Source organism: Kribbella sp. NPDC051718 (genome assembly GCF_040681515.1).
Lineage (GTDB): Bacteria > Actinomycetota > Actinomycetes > Propionibacteriales > Kribbellaceae > Kribbella.
On sequence record NZ_JBFAYZ010000002.1, the window covers coordinates 379,088 to 397,711 of the forward strand.

The 18,624-nt window shown below is 68.6% G+C and carries 17 protein-coding genes; 3 read left to right on the top strand and 14 right to left on the bottom strand.

Features of this window, described 5'->3' with window-relative positions; all coding sequences use genetic code 11:
• The first annotated feature begins 3 nt into the window (after nt 1-3).
• Both AB0M15_RS08400 and AB0M15_RS08405 read left to right on the top strand, forming a co-directional pair.
• Nucleotides 4-633: a hypothetical protein gene (locus tag AB0M15_RS08400; RefSeq protein WP_363815342.1), complete on the top strand. Its 630-nt coding sequence runs from the start codon at nt 4-6 to the stop codon at nt 631-633.
• A gap of 117 nt (nt 634-750) precedes the next feature.
• On the top strand, nt 751-1,371 hold the full coding sequence (locus AB0M15_RS08405; RefSeq protein WP_363815344.1) for a hypothetical protein: 621 nt from the start codon (nt 751-753) through the stop codon (nt 1,369-1,371).
• A 75-nt stretch (nt 1,372-1,446) separates the two neighbouring features.
• Here the strand turns inward: AB0M15_RS08405 and AB0M15_RS08410 are convergent, their stop codons facing one another.
• The 11 genes from AB0M15_RS08410 to AB0M15_RS08460 form a co-directional block, all read right to left on the bottom strand.
• The gene (locus tag AB0M15_RS08410; RefSeq protein WP_363815346.1) at nt 1,447-2,442 is read right to left on the bottom strand and encodes an NADPH:quinone reductase; all 996 of its coding nucleotides are present in this window, start codon (nt 2,440-2,442) and stop codon (nt 1,447-1,449) included.
• Nucleotides 2,442-2,720: a hypothetical protein gene (locus tag AB0M15_RS08415; protein ID WP_363815348.1), complete on the bottom strand. Its 279-nt coding sequence runs from the start codon at nt 2,718-2,720 to the stop codon at nt 2,442-2,444. Before AB0M15_RS08415 ends, AB0M15_RS08410 begins: the two co-directional genes overlap by 1 nt.
• Before the next feature lie 162 nt (nt 2,721-2,882).
• Nucleotides 2,883-3,251 (bottom strand): GNAT family N-acetyltransferase, encoded by a 369-nt coding sequence (locus AB0M15_RS08420; protein WP_363815350.1) that lies wholly within the window; start codon nt 3,249-3,251, stop codon nt 2,883-2,885.
• Nucleotides 3,248-4,093, bottom strand: a complete 846-nt coding sequence (locus tag AB0M15_RS08425; RefSeq protein ID WP_363815352.1) for a formyltransferase family protein — start codon at nt 4,091-4,093, stop codon at nt 3,248-3,250. The genes AB0M15_RS08420 and AB0M15_RS08425 overlap by 4 nt, the downstream gene beginning before the upstream one ends.
• A 23-nt stretch (nt 4,094-4,116) precedes the next feature.
• Complete coding sequence (locus tag AB0M15_RS08430) at nt 4,117-5,274, bottom strand: VWA domain-containing protein (RefSeq protein WP_363815354.1); 1,158 nt, start codon at nt 5,272-5,274, stop codon at nt 4,117-4,119.
• The gene (locus AB0M15_RS08435; RefSeq protein ID WP_363815356.1) at nt 5,271-7,448 is read right to left on the bottom strand and encodes a DUF5682 family protein; all 2,178 of its coding nucleotides are present in this window, start codon (nt 7,446-7,448) and stop codon (nt 5,271-5,273) included. Before AB0M15_RS08435 ends, AB0M15_RS08430 begins: the two co-directional genes overlap by 4 nt.
• Nucleotides 7,445-8,524 (bottom strand): AAA family ATPase, encoded by a 1,080-nt coding sequence (locus AB0M15_RS08440; RefSeq protein ID WP_363815358.1) that lies wholly within the window; start codon nt 8,522-8,524, stop codon nt 7,445-7,447. Before AB0M15_RS08440 ends, AB0M15_RS08435 begins: the two co-directional genes overlap by 4 nt.
• Nucleotides 8,521-9,915: a DUF5691 domain-containing protein gene (locus AB0M15_RS08445; protein WP_363815360.1), complete on the bottom strand. Its 1,395-nt coding sequence runs from the start codon at nt 9,913-9,915 to the stop codon at nt 8,521-8,523. Before AB0M15_RS08445 ends, AB0M15_RS08440 begins: the two co-directional genes overlap by 4 nt.
• Nucleotides 9,912-11,264 (bottom strand): SWIM zinc finger family protein, encoded by a 1,353-nt coding sequence (locus AB0M15_RS08450; protein ID WP_363815362.1) that lies wholly within the window; start codon nt 11,262-11,264, stop codon nt 9,912-9,914. The genes AB0M15_RS08445 and AB0M15_RS08450 overlap by 4 nt, the downstream gene beginning before the upstream one ends.
• 282 nt (nt 11,265-11,546) lie before the next feature.
• Nucleotides 11,547-13,910 carry an MFS transporter gene (locus AB0M15_RS08455; RefSeq protein ID WP_363815364.1) on the bottom strand — a complete coding sequence of 788 codons (2,364 nt, stop codon included), beginning with the start codon at nt 13,908-13,910 and terminating at the stop codon, nt 11,547-11,549.
• 279 nt (nt 13,911-14,189) lie between these two features.
• Complete coding sequence (locus AB0M15_RS08460) at nt 14,190-15,056, bottom strand: LysR substrate-binding domain-containing protein (protein WP_363815366.1); 867 nt, start codon at nt 15,054-15,056, stop codon at nt 14,190-14,192.
• 75 nt (nt 15,057-15,131) lie between these two features.
• Between AB0M15_RS08460 and AB0M15_RS08465 the strand changes: the two genes are divergently transcribed.
• A complete protein-coding gene (locus tag AB0M15_RS08465; RefSeq protein ID WP_363815368.1) occupies nt 15,132-16,034 on the top strand; it encodes a TIGR03564 family F420-dependent LLM class oxidoreductase in 903 nt (300 codons plus the stop codon).
• Here the strand turns inward: AB0M15_RS08465 and AB0M15_RS08470 are convergent.
• From AB0M15_RS08470 to AB0M15_RS08480, 3 genes are read right to left on the bottom strand one after another with little or no spacing between them, the layout of a single operon-like run.
• Nucleotides 16,008-16,910 (bottom strand): amidohydrolase family protein, encoded by a 903-nt coding sequence (locus tag AB0M15_RS08470; protein WP_363815370.1) that lies wholly within the window; start codon nt 16,908-16,910, stop codon nt 16,008-16,010. The genes AB0M15_RS08465 and AB0M15_RS08470 overlap by 27 nt on opposite strands.
• 2 nt (nt 16,911-16,912) lie before the next feature.
• Nucleotides 16,913-17,803, bottom strand: coding sequence for an SDR family oxidoreductase (locus AB0M15_RS08475; protein ID WP_363815372.1), 891 nt, complete (start codon nt 17,801-17,803; stop codon nt 16,913-16,915).
• On the bottom strand, nt 17,800-18,549 hold the full coding sequence (locus AB0M15_RS08480; protein WP_363815374.1) for an SDR family oxidoreductase: 750 nt from the start codon (nt 18,547-18,549) through the stop codon (nt 17,800-17,802). The genes AB0M15_RS08475 and AB0M15_RS08480 overlap by 4 nt, the downstream gene beginning before the upstream one ends.
• Nucleotides 18,550-18,624 lie beyond the last annotated feature (75 nt).

An 18,624-nucleotide genomic window follows, 5' to 3' on the forward strand; every position in this document is an offset into this window, starting at 1 on the left:
ACCATGAACAAGAAGATCAAGCTGGCCGTTTCCGCTGCTACTGCAGGGATTGCGGCCGTCGGCGCCGCCGGAGCGGTGCTGCTCGGCGCGCTGCCGAGCAACGCGGCCACCACGCACACTGTTGCCGCCAGCAACGCCACCGGCCTGAAGCCGTCCAGCCTGAGCTTCGTCAACGCCCGCTGGTACTGCATGAGCGGGAACTGGTTCGGCGGCAAGAACTGCCACGTCGGCGCGATCGTGCCGAAGGGCTGGAAGGTGACGTCGCTGAACCACAGCGACGCGAAGTTCACCCCCAAGTCCGGATCCTACTTCCTGCGGATCGCCGAGGGTCCGTACGACCTGACCACCAAGCAGGCCGTCGCGCAGAAGCAGAAGTCGCTCAAGGGCACCAAGAACCTCAAGGTGCAGGGCGTGGCCACTGCCCGTTCGGGCGGGATCGTGTACTCCACGATCGTCTACACCTACACCGACTCGGCCAAGCACACCCGCTGGGTCGCGACCCGTTACCAGGACGCGTACGGCCGGGGCAGCTCCGCCGGACTCGAGATCACCGTCGGCGGCACCGTCGCGGACAAGGCGGGGCTGACCACCGTGCTGGCGCGCGCGACCACGTCGGCGTACCTGGCCGGCTGATCGGCAGTTGCACCAAGGGGCAGAGGTTCGCGGGGGAGGAGAACCTCTGCCCCTGGTGCGTCGTCAGAAGGGGTGCAGGTCCACGGGGGCCCTGCATCTGAACGGGGGAACGCAATGATGAACAAGAAGCTCGTTGCCGGGATCGGGGCGCTCGGGGCAGCCGGTGGGGTGCTGTTCGGAGCGCTGCCGAGCGACGCGGCAACCAGTGCCACCGCAAGCACGCCTGGGCCGCTGCACTCCAGCCAGCTCGAGTACGTCACGCACACCTGGGCCTGCGGTGCCGACGCCGGGCTGGACGGCCGGGCCTGCCAGGTGGGCGCGGAGGTTCCGAAGGGGTGGACGTGGACCAAGGTGGATCGCTACCAGGCGCGGTTCGACAAGTCGAACCTCTGGATGGTGCGCATCGACGGCTACCTGCCGAACGCGAGCAGCACCGCGGCGATGGCCAAGGCCAAGCAGAAGGCGCTCCGCGGTACCGCCGGGCTGAAGATCCTGTCGGTGAAGTCCAGCAGCCTGCCCAACACGGTGACCAAGTCGCGGATCTACTTCATCACGGTGACCTACACCTACCGTGACGCCACCCGCGGCACCCGCTGGGTAGCCACCCGGTACGCCGACCCGATGGACCACGGCGCCGGCACCCAGGAAGAACTCACAGTCAGCGGCCGCCCCCAGGACGCAGGCGCCCTCGGCGTAGTCCTGAACCGCGCCACCCAAACAGTCGCACTAGCCGGCTGACCCGCTCACGGGTGAGTCGGAGGGGCCGACCGCTCGCGGTTGGGGTGAGTCGCACCCGGCCGGTCGATCCCGCACTCACGGGGTGATGAGCACTCGGTGGCCGGCTGGGGTGGTCTCGGCCAGGTCGTGGGCGGTGGCGATCTGGTCTAGCGGGAGCCGGGCGGCGATCGGATAACGCAGGTCACCGGACTGCACGGCGGCGGTGAGGTCAGCCGCCGCCGTACGGTTCGCTTCCTCGGGGAAGTCGTCGTTGCTGAGGAAGCGCAAGGTCAGGTTCTTGAAGGCCAACTCCCAGTACGGCACCGTCGGCTGGGTCTCGCGGGTCGCATAGGTCGTGATGGTGCCGCCGTAGCGCAACAGCTCGACATCAACACTCAGACCGGTGTCGAAGGCAACCTCCGCGACGAGGTCCACACCGTCCGGGCCAACCAACTCGTTGACCTGAGCAACGAGTCCACTGTCGGCGTCGAGCGTGTGGTCGGCCGCGAGCGTGTGGTCGGCGCCGAGTTCGCGCGCAGCCGGGAGGTCGGCACTCCGGCGTACGACGGCGATCGTCTTGGCTCCTCCTCGCTTGGCGACCGCCAGCGCAGCTCGCCCGACAGCACCCAAAGCGCCGGTCACCACAATCGTCCGGCCCTCGACCGGACCAGCCGCGAAGACCGCCCGATGCCCGGTGATTCCTGGAATGCCGAGGCCTGCGACGTCGTCGAAGGAGAGCTCGGCGGGGATGGCGACGGCGTGCTCAGCGGGGACCACGACGAACTCGGCCGCAGTGCCGAACGGCCGGTACGACTGCGCCAGATAGACCCACACCCGCTCACCGACGCGGGCAGCGTCCACCCCGGCGCCGACGCGGCCGATGATGCCGGCACCGTCGCCATGCGGGATCACCCGCGGGTAGGTCATCGTCGAACCCCACCAGCCCTGGCGCTTGCCGAGGTCACCGACGTGTACCGCCGACACGGCGATGCTGACCCGGACCTCACCCGGCCCGGGCTCCGGATCGGGCAACTCCCCGACCTGGAGAACCTTCGCGGCCGGGCCCTGTTCGTCGTACCAGGCCGCCCGCATTACTCCGCCACACCTTCCTCGGCGCTGACCAGAGCGTCGATCGCCGCGAAGAAGCGGGCGATGCCGGGGAGATTGCCGCCCTTCTCCCGGGAAGCGGCGAAGTCCTCGGGCGTCTCCCACTCGACGATGTCGAGCCATTCGTCGTTGGGGAGCTTGACCAGCTGGGCCCGGACGAAGCCGGTCCGGTCGGTCGCGAAGTCGGCCAGCATCTCGGGCCGCGCGGCCAGCACCTCTGCTTCGCGGGCGGCCTTGAAGCGGGTCAGTTCGATCGTGTTCATCGTCATCCCTCTGATTGATCACTGATTTTGATCGTCACTAATCCTTACTATAATCTCGAACCAGTCGCCATGCCCAGATATTCCCGGGCGCTCAGCCTGCCGTGTAGGTCAGGTGCAGGAGTGGGTAGGGCTTGCCCATGCCGTCGAGGTCCGAGCGGCCGGTCACCTCGAGCCGTTGTGCAGGTAGAAGCCGATCGCCTGTGGATTCTGCTCGTTGACGTCCAGCGTCCGGGCGCCGAAGGCGGTCAGGGCATGACGGAGTAGTAGCTTGCCGCCGCCTTGGCCGCGGGCGGTTGGGTGGAGGAAGAGCATCTCCAGTTTCTCGTTCTCGACGCCGGCGAACCCGACCAGCAGGCCGTCGTCGTCGCGTAGGCCGGCCAGGTGCTCGATCTGGGCGAAGCCTTGGCGGACCAGCGGGCGGAAGATGTCGATGTCCGAGTCGGCGACGAAGTTGTGTGTTGCCCGGATGGACGCCTCCCACACCTCGGTCGCCCGGCCGTACTCGTCCGGGCGGATCTCCGACACGATCATGTCGTGTACAGCCTCACGACGCCGTCGGCGGAGCGGACCGTCCAGCCATCCGTGTGGTAGGTGATGATCTCGCCGGCCTGCGACGACTCTTCACCGGCCGAGACGAGCTCGATCCGCCGGACGGACTGCTTCGTCCCCGCCACGATCACCTTGCTCCTGGCCTCGAGCACGTTCAGCGCGGCCGACTTCCGGACCAGCGCCGCACCCGGATCGCTCAGCTTGAGCACCAGCTCCTCCGGCGTGAACATCGGCGCCTCCGAAGCCAGCGCCGGATCCTGCGGCGCTCCCGGCTCACCCGCGAACGCCCGCGCCGCTCCCTCTTCCAGTACTTCGCGCAGCATCTCGCGCCAGGCCTGGAAGATCGCCGCGCCGGTGAGATTCTCGGGCAGCGGCCGCTCACGCTGACTCAGGATCGCGCCGGTGTCGAACTCCGCCTCGGTCCGGTGCAGCGTCGCGCCCACCGTGGTCGCGCCTTCGAAGACCAGCCGGACCGGGTTCGGCCCTCGCCCGGCCGGTAGCGGCGACGGGTGCAGGTTCACCGCGCCGTACGTCGGGATCTTCAGGATCTCGGCTGGGATGAGCCGTGGGAACGCGGCCGAGATGACCAGATCGGGCTCCAGCGCCGCGATCGCCGGCGCGGCCACGGTGCGGAGCTTGCTGGTGATCAGGACGTCGGCGGTCCGCGGCAATCCGAGCACGAACGGCGGCGCAGCCGCGTCGTACCGGTCGCCGGCGCCGGCGGGAGGCGTCACCACCAGCACGATCTCGTGGCCGTTCTCCTCGGCCCACCCGGCGATGTTGTGGTAGCCGGGCAAGAACGCGTTCATCGTGACGATCCGCATGGGGCCTAGTCAATCACTGCTGTTCAATCGATATTCGACGCTGCCCAGGCGGAGAGGTCGTCGCGGCGGATCGCGGCCGCCATCAGGTCGGGGAAGAGCTCGGGAGTGCACGCGAAGGTCGGTACGCCGAGGTCGGCGAGGGCGGCCGCGTTCTCCGCGTCGTACGACGGGGTGCCCGAGTCCGAGAGCGCGAGCAAGGCGATCAGCTGGACGCCGGACTCGACCAGGTTGCGAGCCCTGCGCAGGAGTTCCTCGCGGATGCCGCCTTCGTACAGGTCGCTGATCAGGACCATCACCGTTTCGCCTGGCCTGGTGATGAGCTGTTCGCAGTACGCGACGGCGCGGTTGATGTCGGTGCCACCGCCGAGTTGGGTGCCGAAGAGGACGTCGACCGGGTCGTCCAGCTCCTCGGTGAGGTCGACGACGGCCGTGTCGAAGACGACGAGGCTCGTCCGCAGCGCGCGCATCGACCCCAGTACTGCGCCGAAGAGGCTCGCGTAGACGACGGATTCGGCCATCGACCCCGACTGGTCGATCGCCAGTACGACGTCCCGCTGCACGCTGTGATTGCGCCGGGCGTAGCCGACCAACCGGTCCGGGACGATCGTGCCGAGCGTCGGCGAGAAGTGCTTGAGGTTGGCGCGGATCGTCCGGTCCCAGTCGATGTCCGAGTGCCGTGGCCGACCGGTCCGGCCGGCGCGGTCCAGTGCGCCCGTCACCGCCGCCCGGGTGCGCTCGGCGAGGCGGGCCTCCAACTCGGCGACGACTCGGCCGACTACCTCGCGGGCAGTCTGCTTGGTCTCCTCGGGCATCACCTCGTTGAGCGCGAGCAGGGTGCTGACCAGGTGGACGTCGGGCTCGACCGCATTGAGCAGCTCGGGTTCCATCAGCATCCGGGTGATGCCGAGGCGCTCGACCGCGTCACGCTGCATCACCTGGACGACGGTGCTCGGGAAGTACTGCCGGATGTCGCCCAGCCAGCGGGCGACTCTTGGCGCACTCGACCCCAAACCAGCGGATCTCTTGGTGCCCGGTTCGCCGCGTTCGGCGTCGTACAGGGCCGCCAGGGCCGCGTCGACGGAACGATCGGCGGAGGACAGCTCTGAGCCGGTCTCGGGGTCGGCCTCGCTGCCGAGCACCATTCGCCACCGGCGCATGCGTTCGTCGTCCGGCATCGTCACACCCCCAGCAATCGCTTGACGACGGGGAGAACCGATGCCGCCAACAACGAATCCAGCTCGTTGTCGTCGGCGATGACGGCGGCTGCTGGGTCCGCGAGTGCGCGGGCACGGTCGCCGATCGAGCGGCGTTCTGGTGAGGCGAAGGTGCCGAAGGTCCTGCGGAGCAAGGGCAACGCCTCCAGGAACGCATCGTCGGGGATCGCCGCGAGCCAGGTATCGACCAGGGCTAGCAGGCGTTCGTCGTGGACCAGGAGGAGTCCACCACCGGCCAGGAAGCCCTCGACGTAGCCGGCCGCGTCGGCTGTCGGCGTACCGGGCGACAACGCTCGGCCCAGCCTCAGGGCGACCTCCGTCGCTTCCAGTCGGGAGGTGTCGAGCATCAGGCGGGTGAGGCGGCCGGCGATCAGAGGCGGTACGGAGGCGCGGTCGCTCAAGCCCTGCAGGGTTGCGAGCCATTCTTCGCGGATGGCCTCATCCAGCAGGGCCGTCGCGTCTTGGACGTCGTCGATGAGTTCGAGGACCTTGGCGGCTGCTTCGGGGTCGAGGCCGTGGACGGTTCGGCCGAGGCCAGCGCAGACGCGCGAGACCATGCGTCCGGCGACCAGGCCGAGGCCTTCGGCTGATGAGCCGCGTACGTCGCCGTACCGGGCGGATCGTGCGAGGGCGGGTAGTGCTGCCATCAGGTGGCCGACGTCGGCGTCCTTGGCGGCGCGGGTGTCGACACCTTGGAGGAGCGTCGGCAGCGCGTCTGCGAGGTCGGCCAGCAGGGAACGCTCCAATGCTGAGGTCACCTCGGCCAGGGTCGCCGAATCCTCGGCGGCTTTGAGCATCGTCGTTGTGGCGGCGCCGAGCACCGTAGTGCCATGGGCGCCGGCGGCAACGAGATCGACCTCCAGACCGGGATCCCAGGCGAGCTTCCAGCTCTCCCGGAAGGTGCCTTGGTTGCGGCGCTCATCCGCGGTCGGCAGGCCCCAGTCGATGCCGAGGATCCTGAGTCGGTGCAGCAGGCGCGATTTCGCCAGGTCGTTCGGCTTGCGCAGGTCCAGCTCGATCACCCGCTCGGCGGCGTCTCGCTTCAACCTGAGGGTTTTGGCCTGCGCGGCAAGGTCAGCCGCGACCGGTGCTTGCGGAGTCTCGGCCGGTACTTCGCCCAGCAACTCGCCGACGACGGCCTCGCGGGTGACCAGGTTGAGCAGTACCTCGTTGCCGCCACACATCACCGCTCGAGTGGCTTCGGTGACCTCGCTCAACCCGGCGAGGGGGCGTTCCCTCAACGCAGCAAGGGCATCTGCGAGGCGTACGGCCTCGATGATGTGCGCGCTCGACACGGGGAGGTCTTCTTTGCGGAGTACCTGGGCGACCTTCGTCAGCCACCGGGTGGTGATCTGGTCGGGGGCGGTGAAGAGATGGTGGTACCAGCCTGGTGAGGTGACGCCGGCGCCGTACCCGCTGGCGGTGGCTAGGCGGCCATGCGTCCACGGCACCCAGGTACAGGCGACCTTGCGCTTCGGCAGGCCCCTCAGGATCTGCTGGTCATGTGTTGCCGTGGGCAAGGGGATTTGCAGGGCCGGGACATGCCAGGCGCCGCAGACGACGGCGATCCGCTCGAATCCTTCCTTGATCGCCTTGCGCAAGGTCGTGCGCATGTACGCCTCGCGCTGCGCCTCCCGCCCGGTCGCTTGCTCGCCACGGCGCAGCTCGGTCATCGCCTCGGCGATGACCGTGAACGGCTCGGCGCCGTCACGCCGGTGCTCGATCACGTCGTCCCACCAGCGCTCGGGATCGTCGTACCCACCCGCCGCGGCCAGCGTCGCCAGCGGATCCGCCGATGCTCCCCTGCGCTCTTCCTTCCCCGAGCTACCGAACTGGTAGGCGGCCGGCAGATCACAGAACCGCACCGGTACGCCGGCCGCCAACGCGTGCTTGATCGCCTGCCACTCCGGACTGAAGACGGCGAACGGCCAGAAGGCGGCCCGGGTCGAGTCGTCCGCCGCGTAGGCGAGCAGTGCCACCGGCGGCACCATCTCCTCGGAGGCGGCGAGCTCGACCACCTTGTCGGCCTCGGGCGGTCCCTCGATCAGCACGATGTCCGGCTGCAACTCCGTCAGGGCAGCCGCCAGCGCCCGGGCGGACCCGGGACCGTGGTGCCTGATGCCGAACAGGTGAACGGTCATCCCGAGATGTCCCGGCATGCCCGGTAGAAGTCGGCCCAGCCGTCGCGCTCGCGCACCACGGTTTCGAGGTACTCCGACCAGACCACCCGGTCCGCTGACGGGTCCTTCACCACGGCTCCGAGGATGCCGCCGGCGACGTCGTTCGACCGCAGTACGCCGTCGCCGAAGTGCGCCGCCAAGGCGAGTCCGCCGGTGACGACGCTGATCGCCTCGGCCGTCGAGAGCGTGCCCGACGGCGACTTGACGGCGGTACGGCCGTCTTCTGTCCGGCCGGACCTCAGCTCGCGGAACACGGTGACGACGCGGCGGATCTCCTCCAACGCGTCATCCTGCTGCGGCAGCTCGAGCGACGAGCCGAGTTGGGCGACCCGGCGCGAGACGATCCCGACCTCGTCCTCGGCATCGTCGGGCAGCGGAAGTACGACGGTGTTGAACCGTCGTCTGAGCGCACTGGACAGTTCGTTGACGCCCTTGTCGCGATCGTTGGCGGTCGCGATGACGTTGAATCCCTTGCGGGCCTGGACTTCCGTACCCAGCTCCGAGATCGGCAGCGCCTTCTCGGACAGGATCGTGATCAGCGCGTCCTGGACGTCGGACGGCATCCGGGTCAGCTCTTCGATCCGGGCGATCTTCGCGTCGGCCATCGCGCGGAACACCGGACTCGGCACCAGCGCCTGCTCACTGGGGCCTTGGGCAATCAATTGCGCGTAGTTCCAGCCGTACCGGATCGACTCCTCGGCGGTGCCGGCCGTCCCCTGCACGAGCAGGGTCGAATCGCCGCTGATCGCCGCGGCCAGGTGCTCGCTGACCCACGTCTTCGCAGTACCCGGTACGCCGAGCAGTAGCAGTGCGCGGTCCGTCGCAAGGGTGGCGACGGCGACCTCGACGAGTCGCCGCGGGCCGACGTACTTGGGGGTGATCTCGAGGTCTCCCGCCTTGCCACCCAGGAGGTAGGTGACCACTGCGGCCGGCGAAAGCTTCCACGAGGGTGGCCGGGTGCGGTCGTCGGTGGCTGCCAGGGCGGCCAGCTCGACGGCGTACTCGTCCTCGGCGTGCGGGCGCATTACCTCGGTCATGACAGCTCCTCGTACATTTCACGACGGAAATTCAGGGTCTCGACCAGGCGCCGCCGCCAGGTGTCTTCGTCACCGGTCTGCTCGCGGGTAATCGGATGGTCCAGTACCTCGGCTGGTACTGCGCGCGCTGCGATGCTCGCTAGTCGTGCATGCCGGCGATCGGAGCCGAGGCTGGCCAGCTGGTCAAGTACCGCCTTGCCCAGCTGGGGCGGCCAGGGCACCGGCAGGCCACCGACCAGGTCGGCGATGTCGACCCGAGCGCGTAGTAGCTCGATGGCCGGCACCCATTCCTCGGGCGGCAGGATTTTCAGCAACTCCGCGACCCGGCCGCCGGTCCTGGTGTTCGCCAGCAGGATCGCGCGGGCCCAGTCGGCGTTGCCTTCACGGACGGTCGCTTGTGCCCAGGCGACTTGGAGCACCTCAGGCGAGCAGCCTTCGACCGGCAGCTTGAGGTAGTCGAGCTCGTACGTCGTCAGTGGGGCGGCGGCAAGGATCTGGCTGAACCACCAAGCCCGCTTGCCGAAACCGTCCTGCGGCTCGGGCTCGATACCGTCACGCTCCATCGCCTTGGTCAACCTGGTCGGGAGGTCGACGGCGAGAACGCCCTGGCTGACGGTGAGATGCGACCAGACCCGCTCTGCCATGCGTACGCCGTACTGCGAACCCGGGACGCGCTGCAGGAGACCCGCCGCCGCCCGTCGAACCTCCTTCGAGCGATCGTCCAGCGCCCGCTCCAGAAACGACTCGTCCGCATCAGTCAGGTCGGCTGCCAGCAACCCGAGGAAGTCAAGCCGGACAGCGGCCGGCTCGGCGGGCCAGACCTCTTCCAGCGCCTCCAACGCTGCCGGCGGATCACTCTTGCGCAACGCGCGCAGCCAGCTGCGACGCTGGGTCGGGTTGCCGTGGGTCCAGTGATCGTTGCCTTCGACAACTGCTTCGTGCAGGAATCGCCAGTCCGGGTTGAGATCCGCCAGCCAGCTTGCTCTGCGGCCAGCTGCTTTCACGACCAGTGGCCGGTACTCCGCTCGGTTGCGCGCGTAGTCGGCCAGGGCGGGGAGGAGCTCCGGCGGGACGCCCCAGCCCTTGGCGTCGGCGGCTCTGAGCCACTCACCCAAAGCGGTGCTTTGGAAGCCGGTGAGCATGGCGGACAGGCGGCGGATGGCGGCTGGTCGTGGAAGCGGGCTGTCATCGCCCTGGGTTGCGGGCAGAGGAGTCAGGCCTTCGAGGGGTACGCGGCCGGCTCGCTTGTAGAGGGTCGCGAGTGCGGCGGCGTCGAGTAGGCCGCCGTCGCCGAGTTGCTCCTGGATCTTCGGCGGGAGTTCCTCGAAGCGGGGTGGTCTGCGGTCGGTACCGAGCAGTGCTGAGCTGACCAGGCCGTCCCAGCCCCTCATGACAGGATCACCGGGCGGTCGCCGTGCCAGCAGGTCATCGGCTTGAAGCCTGCTCGGTTCCACTCGCCGGCGACGGTCACTGGGTCGCCTGCGGAGACGGCTAGCAGCTTCCAGAGGTCTACGCCGGGTAGGACTTCCAGTGCGTCTTGGTTGGCGTCTATGAGGGCCCAGTTGTCGCCATTGGGGGTTGGACGGACGTCTGCGAGGACCAGGGGCCAGCGCTCGTTCCAGGGGTCGGCCGCTAGCGATTCGACGTAGGAGGCGAGGGCTTGCTTGGCGGTGAGGCCGCCTGGGCGTGGGGCTGGTAGGCGTGGGGCGGTTTGGGTTAGCAGGGCTCGCATGGGGAGGGCGCCTGGGTAGTAGGAGAGGACTGCTGGGACCAGTTCGCCGGGGCGGGCTGGGAGTGGGTCTAGCTGGCGGCCGCCGGCTGCGAAGGTGAGGATGAGGGCTAGGCGTCCAGTGGTGGAGCCGCGCAGCCACAGGCGTCGTACGGTCAGGTGGTCGTCTGGTTCGATTACGCGACCTAGGACCAGCCAGTCGTCTTCTACTTTCTCGCCTTCTGCGAGGACGCGGGCGGTTTCGACGGTCCAGCCGATGCGGGACTGGACGGTGTCGGCGAGGCTGGGTGGGAGCTCGGGGAGCCGCTTGTGGGCCGAGACGATGAGGTGGATGAGGGAGAGCTCCTCGAGGAGTTCGCCCGGCCAGCCGTGGGTGCGGCCGACTACGGCGGCGGCTCGGCGTACGGCGCCTGCTACGCCCGGGGCCTGTGCGTCGACCATGCGGGCGGCTAGACGGCTCAGCTCGGAGTACCCACGCTGCTCGAACCCGCCGAGGCCGCGGCGTACCTGATCATCGAGCCAGCTCTCCAGCTCGGCCATCCCGGCCGAGACCCGATCAGCCCGCCGAGCCACCCGCTGCTGCGCCGCCAACGGATCCGCTACCTCACCCGGCTTCTTCTCGGCCTTCTCAGCAGCCTTCTCCGCCCGGCCCGCCCGCTCCTCGATCCAACTGGCGACCCACTCCGGCTCGGCCGACTCCGTCAGCTGCCCAGCCGCCGACAGCAACATGATCCCGAGCGCGTGCTTACACGGAAACTTCCGACTAGGACACGAGCACTTGAACGCAGGCCCCGCCAGGTCGACCACCGTCTGATATGGCTTCTTCCCACTCCCCTGACACAGCCCCCACAACGCCCGCTCCGAGGCCCCACTCCCCGACCACTTCTCCACCCGAGCCAGCCCCTGAGCAGCCTTAGCCGAAGCAGCATCCGGCGCCAGAGCCACCACCCGCTCCACATCCCAGCCCGCCACCACACCCCCCGCCGCTAAACCACCCACCCCGCAGAGCATGCCACCCTCCCCCGACACCCCCACCAACCGACCACACACCCCCACGCTCGACACAACCAGCGGCCTTGAACACCAAACGGCGGCCTTGAACACGAAATAACTTGTCCAAGGTCCCCACATGGTGTTCAAGGTGCCCAGTTCCATACGCGCGGTCCGGACATCAGGTGGGCCGTTGAGCTCGCTCGACCGGTACGCCGGTGAGCCGAGCCGGTCGGCAGGTATCTCGGGTGGGGTGGCTAGTTCGACGGTGGGCGGAGGGGCGTCGGCGTACTGGGTGTGGGGTTAACCGAAGGCTTGGCGGTCCTGGTCGTGTTGGGCCGGGTAGCCGTTGGTGGCGGGGGCATGGGGTGGGTGGACCGCGTGGTCGGAGTGCTCGTGGGACGGGCGCGCGGCATGGCCGGAGTCGCCGGGCGATGGGTGGGCGGCGTGGTCGGAGTCGGCGCCGTGGGGGTTGGTGATGGCTGGGGGTGGGGCGGCGGGCGGGGTGGGGGTGTTGGAGAGGCCGTCTCGGATTGTGCCTAGGAGGCGGTGCTCGACCGCTTCCAGTTCGGCTATCCGGTGGCGGATGGCTTCTTCTTCCTCGCGGGCGGTGGCTAGTAGTTCGTCGGCTTCGGTGCGGGCTGTTTCGCGGAGGTGGTCGGCGGTGCGTTGGCTGGCGGAGAGGACGCTCAGTTCGTAGCGGCGGAGTTCGTCGACCAGGTCGTCGTTGGGGCGTTGGGCGTTCAGGAGGGCGGCAGCCGGGTTGGACGGGTCGACAGGTGCCGGGAGGGTCGACTCGAGGTCGGCGATCTGCTGGTCGACTCGGGTGAAGAGGTCGGCTACGTCTGTGCGCATCTGGCGGATGACGGTCGCGGCAGCTTGTACGCGCTCGCTGGCCTCACGTTCGCGTTCACGCGCGGTCCGCTCGGCCGAGGTGATCACGTCGAGAGCCACCACAGCAGCCCGCTGCGCCGGATCATCCGGTGCGCTCACCTCACCCGATCCCCCGACCCCAGCAGCACCAGCTCCGGCAGAACCAGCGCCGGCACCAGCGGCGTCCGTGTTGTCCGTTATTCCGACTGTGCGGCGAAGGGGGACCTCGCGGATGAACAACACCGCGAGCAGGCTGACCACGGCTGAGCAGGCTGCGATCAGGAAGATCCGGCCGGTGGCGTCGCCGTATGCGTGCCGCACGATCTCACCCAGCTGGGGTGGGAGCGAGCCGACGTCGAGGACGCTTGTTCCGGAGCCGTCTTGCAGGGCTCGGCCGGCGGCGGCGCCGTCGGGGCCGAGGGCCTGGAGGTTTTCGGTGATGAGGTCCTTGACCCGCGTCGCCAGGACCGCTCCGAGGACCGAGACGCCGACGGCACCGCCGAGGCTGCGGAAGAACGTCACCGACGCACTGGCCGCGCCGACCTCGCTGACGTCGACCGTGTTCTGCACGGCGAGTACGAGGTTCTGCATCATCATGCCCATCCCGATGCCCATGCCGAGCATGCCGAGGCCGATGTACCAGTACGGGCTGGTGTGGTCGATCGTGCCGAGTACTCCGAGCCCCGCCGCCAGGAACAACCCGCCGAGAACCAGGTACCGCTTCCACTTGCCGAATCGCGTGATCAGCTGCCCGGCGCCGACCGACCCGAGGAACGAGCCGAACATCATCGGGATCGTCAGCAACCCGGCCTCGGTCGCGCTGTAACCGCGAGCCAACTGGAAGTACTGGCCGAGAAACACCGCACTACCGAACATCGCGACCCCGACCGCGAGGCTCGCCACGATCGCCAGCGCGGTGGTCCGTTCGCGCACCACACCCATCGGTACGAGCGGCTCACTCGCCTTGGTCTCCACGACGACCGCCAGCAGCGCAAGCACCAGGGCACCGCCCAGATACGCGCCCGTCTCCCACGACCACCACGGAAAGTGCGAGCCGGCGAACGACACCCAGATCAACGGCAGACTGGCCGCGCCACTGATCAAGACAGCGCCGAGGTAATCGATCCGCACCCGGCGCTTGACCAGCGGCAGATGCAGGTAGCGCTGCAACACGACCAGGCTGATCACGGCCAGCGGGACGCAGACGTAGAAGCACCAACGCCACCCCAGCCAAGACGTGTCGACGATGACCCCACCGATGAGCGGGCCGCTGACGGTCGCCAACGCCATCGTGGCACCCATGTACCCGGAGTACCGGCCGCGGTCGCGCGGCGGGATCGCCGCCCCGATGATCGCCTGGGCCAGCGCCATCAGCCCACCCATCGCGAGCCCCTGCAGGACCCGCGCGCCGATCAGGAACGGCACGTTGTGCGCCATCCCGGCCAGCACTGACCCGATCACGAACAACGTGATCGCGAGCTGCACGAGCAGCTTCTTGCTCATCAGGTCGGAGAGCTTGCCCCAGACCGGCGTCGACACGGTCATCGCGAGCAAGCTGGCGGTGATCACCCAGGTGTACTGCGTCTGCGACCCCTCGAGGTCGGCGATGATCGTCGGCAACGCGTTGCTGACGATGGTCGAGCTGAGGATCGCGGTGAACAACGCGGCCAGCAGCCCGGCCAGGATCTCGAGGATCTCCCGATGCGTCAGCGCCGGATCCCCCACGGCGGCCGGTGGCGCCGGCAGCGCGGTGGGTCGTGCGTCGGGCGGTGCCAAGGTCTCGGTGGCAGACATCGTGTGTCCGTTCTCCTGCGCGCTGGGTCGATCAGGCCGGCGCAGCTGATCGAGCTGCCCCGGGGCGGAGGAGTACGGCCGGCACTTCGCGGTACGGCGAAGCCTCACCCGACAGTGAACGTATTTGGTTGCAGGACCCAACGATAAGCCCGGTCGCCAGGAGAGGCCCCGGCGGGCCCTGACAGCACCACCGGGGCTTCTTGTTGATTACTCAACGGGTCTGAACTGTACGCCTGGAAACGCTTCCCCAGGCAGTCTCGTCTCAGGAATCGGGCAGGGTCAGGCGAAGGCCCGGACCAGCACGTCGAGGCAGGGCGGCGCCGGGCTTTCCCGTACTACGAGCTGCCCGCTGACCGTCATCGGCGGGTCGAACGGGCCCATCCACAGCGGCTCCTCGCCCGATTCGCAGGCGTTGCCGTAGACGACGGTCCAGGCCGGCGACCCGTTGGTCATCTCGACGACGGTGTCCTCGAAGTTGGTCACCGGGCGTCCCGTCAACGGCTCGAATCCAGCCTCCCGGCAAGCAGCCAACAGACGATCAGCCAACGTCGGATCGTCCGGCGGCAGCCGCAACGGCAACGCTGCCAGATCGACGAGCTTCACCCCGGCATCGCTCCCGTACGACGACGGCAGCAGCACCGACAGCGGCTCCTCCCACAACGGGATCGCCCGTACTCCGGCCGCAGTCACCGGGCCCCGGACGAAGGCCATGTCGAGCTCCCCGCTGCGTACCGCCTCCACCTGCTCGCCCGGTGGCCGGGAGTTGAGTTTTATCTCGATCCCCGGCGCCGCCTTCCGCAGGGCGGACAGCCCGCGATCCAGCCGCTCCCGCAATCCGGCGCTCGAACCGATCCGGATTACGCCGGCCTGGCCGGCCGCCAGTTCCGCCGCCACCTCGGTGGCACGGTCCGCCGCGGCCAGAACCGCACGGGCCTCCCGGAGCATCCGCTCGCCATCGCCGGTCAGAGTGACCCGTCGCGACGACCGGTCGAGCAGGCGCAGGCCGAGTTCGCGTTCGAGCCGGGCGACCTGTTGACTCACGGCCGGCTGGACGATGGCGAGCCGCTCGGCGGCCTTGCCGAAGTGCAGTTCCTCGGCCACGGTCACGAAGTACCGGAGTTGCCGTAGCTCCATGGACGCCCCCATCAATCACGGATCCTTATCGCTGAACAGCGTAATCGGGTCTTGGTCCCGAGCCCCAGCACTCGTTGACTGGTGGACATGAGAATCGGACTCTGGATCGAAGACGCCGCCCGCCGCCTCGACGAGATCGCTGCGGATACCCAGGCCGCGCAGGAGCACGGGATCAGCCGGATCTGGTTCAGTCAGCGCGACGGCTGGGACTCACTCTCGCTGATCACCGCCCTCGCGCCACTCGTGCCGGAGATCCGGTTCGGCGTCGGCGTCGTACCGATCTATCCGCGGCATCCGCTCGCGCTGGCCGCGCAGGCGCTCAGCGTGCAGGCCGCGACGGGCAATCGGCTGACGCTCGGCATCGGCTCGAGCCATCCGGTGATCGTCGAGGGACAGTACGGGCTGTCGATGGACCAGCCGGCGAAGTACATGCGCTCGTACGTCGAAGTACTGGCTCCCCTGCTCGCCGGCCGGCCGGTCGACCACGAAGGCCTGCTCACCGCCAGAGGCAAGGTGGCGATCGACGGCGCCGAGGCGCCCGAGCTGCTGATCGCGGCGCTCGGCCCACGCATGCTCCGGATCGCCGGCGAGCTGACCGACGGCACGATCACCAGCTGGGCAGGCCCTGAGGTGATCGCCGACTACATCCGCCCGACCCTCGACAAAGCTTTACCCGGTAAGGAAATCGTCGCCTGCGTCTGCGTCGCCGTCACCAGCGATCCGATCGCCGCTCGGCAATGGATCAAGGATCACTACGGGCTGGCCGGCTCCCTGCCGGCCTACCGCGCGATCCTCGACCGGGGCGCCGCCATGGGACCGGAGGACACCGCAGTACTAGGCGACGAGGCCGAGGTCTACCGCCAGCTCCAGCGGTTCGCCGACGCGGGCACTACCGAGTTCATGATCGCCCCGGTCGGTACTGCGGAAGACCGGGCCCGGACGATCGCCTTCGCCCACTCACTCTCACACGCTGACGCGTTCCCCCAGTAGCTGTACTGCGTTCGCTGTCGTGCGGGTCCGCCAGTTGGCGGCAATGGGTGATTGGTCGAGGGCAGCGATTTGCGCGGCAACCGCCGAAGCCGGAGTGAAGCAGTGGTCGCTGCCGTAGAGGAGATGGTCGATATCGGCCACCGGGGTACCGGCGAGGTCGTACCAGAGCCCCTGCAGTTCAGAGGAGACGCTGGGCAGGTCACCGGAGGTAGGTCGGTAGGGATCGAGGCGGTCGCCTAGTAGCGGTAGAACTCCGCCGGTGTGGGTGACGATGAACTGGACCTTCGGGAAGCGGCTGAAGACCCCGGTCAATGCCAAGTCGGCGACTGCGCGCGCACTGTCGAACAGGAACTCGATCATCGGCCGCGGCCGGTCCAGCGCAACCTGTCGCCACTGCGGCGGCGAGGTGGGATGCAGGAACACCACCGCCGCCCGCGCATCCAACTCCCGCCACAGCTGATCCCACGACGGGTCTCCCGGGTACTGCCCGCCAGCATTGCTGGTCAGTACGACGCCATCCGCCTGCAACACATCCAGCGCGTACTGCGCTTCCACCAACGCCCCATCGACATCCGGCAACGGCAGGCTCGCGAAGAACCCGAACCGACCCGGGTGCTGCCTGCCCAGCTCGGCCGCTGCTTCGTTGACCCGCCGCGCGAGCACCTGCGCCCGGAAGTCGTCTCCGAAGTGGACCCCTGGCGACGACACCGAGAGCACCGACTTGGCGATCCCGGTGTTGTCCATCAGGTCCAGGTGCCGCTGCGCACTCCACTCCGGCCAGGCCGGCAGCCCGTCGGGCCGGACATGCCCGGCCCGCTCGGCTGCTGCGACGTAGTCCGGAAGCAGGAAGTGCGCGTGGACGTCGATGAGTCCCATGATCAGACCGCTGGGTGCAGCAGGTCTTCGAGCCCGATCCGGCGCAGGAGCTCGGCGCGGACCCGATCGGCGACCGGGTTGACCACGGAGGCACCGTCCTCGGACGGATCGATGTGCACCCGGAACGGACGACGGCCCTTCTCGGTATCGACGACAGTGACGATCGCCTTGGCCACCTCGGCCACATCCGCCCACTCGGGCTCGAGTTCGGCCAGCTTCTCCGAGACCTGGTCCATCAGGCCGGCGTACTTCTCGTCGTACGCGGCGGCCACCTCTGCGTCGTACGGCCTGCCGCTGTGGGCGAAGTGGTTGGTACCGCTGGTGAAAGCACCCGGCACGATGATGGTGGTCTCGATACCGAACCTGGCCAGCTCCAGCGCGTAGCTGGCGGCCAGTGCGTCCATACCGGCCTTGGCTGCGAAGTACGGAGCCAGGTACGGCGGGGTGCCGCCGCGGGTACTCGAGCTGCCGACCCAGACCACCAGCCCGTCGCGCTGCTCGCGCAGATGCGGCAGGGCCGCTCGGTTGAGTCGCTGCGTGCCGATGACGTTGGTGTCGTAGATGTCGGCCAGCTGCTCCGGGGTGAACGCCTCGGCGGGACCGAGGACCATGTGACCAGCGTTGTGGATCAGTACGTCGAGCTTGCCCTGCTCGGCGATGACCGTCTGGACGGCCTGCTCGACCGACTCCTCGGTACTGACGTCAAGCTCGACAGCGCGGAGGTCGACGTGATGCTGGTCGGAGTACTGCTTGGCCTCGGCCGCGGCTGAGGCGTTGTGACCGGCGAGGCCACGCATTCCGGCGTACACGATGTGGCCTGCGTCGGCGAGCGCGTGGGCGGCTAGGGCGCCGAAACCGCTCGACGCACCGCTGATCAGGATCGTCTTGGTCATGCCGCCGAGCCGCCGTTCGCGTAGATGACCTGGCCGTTGATCCAGCGAGCGGGACCGGCCAGGAAGTGGACGATCTCAGCGATGTCCTCGGGCTGGCCGAGGCGCTCCAGCGGGGGCTCGGCGGTGATCCGGTCGATGATCTCCTGCGGCTTGCCGTCGAAGAACATGGCGGTCGCGGTCGGGCCGGGGGCGACGGCGTTGACGGTGATGTCGCGGCCGCGGAGTTCGCGGGCGAGGATCAGCGTGATCGCCTCGACGCCACCCTTGGACGCGGCGTACGCCGAGTAGCCCGGGCGGGCCAGCCTGGTGAGCGAGCTGGAGAGGTTGATGATCGCGCCGCCGCTGCGGACCCGGCGAGCAGCCTGCTGGTCGACGACGAAGGTGCCGCGGAGGTTGGTCCGGATGACCTGGTCGAACACGTCGAGGTCGAGGTCGCTCAGCGGCGACAGCGGCATGATGCCGGCCGCGTGGACGACGACGTCGACGCCACCGAACGCTTCCTCGGCCCGGTCGAAGAGGGCGCTCACGGCCTTCTCGTCGGCGACGTCGGCCTGGACCGCGATCGCCCGGCCGCCGGCCTGCTCGACCTCCTTGACGGCCTGGTCGGCCTCGGCGGGGCTACCGCTGTAGGTCACCACCACGGCGTATCCGTCCCGCCCGAGGCGGCCGGCGGTCTCCCGCCCGATTCCCCGCGAGCCGCCGGTCACGATCGCGACCCGCTCGGTGGTGGTTGTGTTCTCAGTCATCGTCCTGCTCCAGATCTAGGTGTCGTGGTTTTTGCTGACACTTAGATCTTGCTGCGGAGGATGGATCAAGTCCAA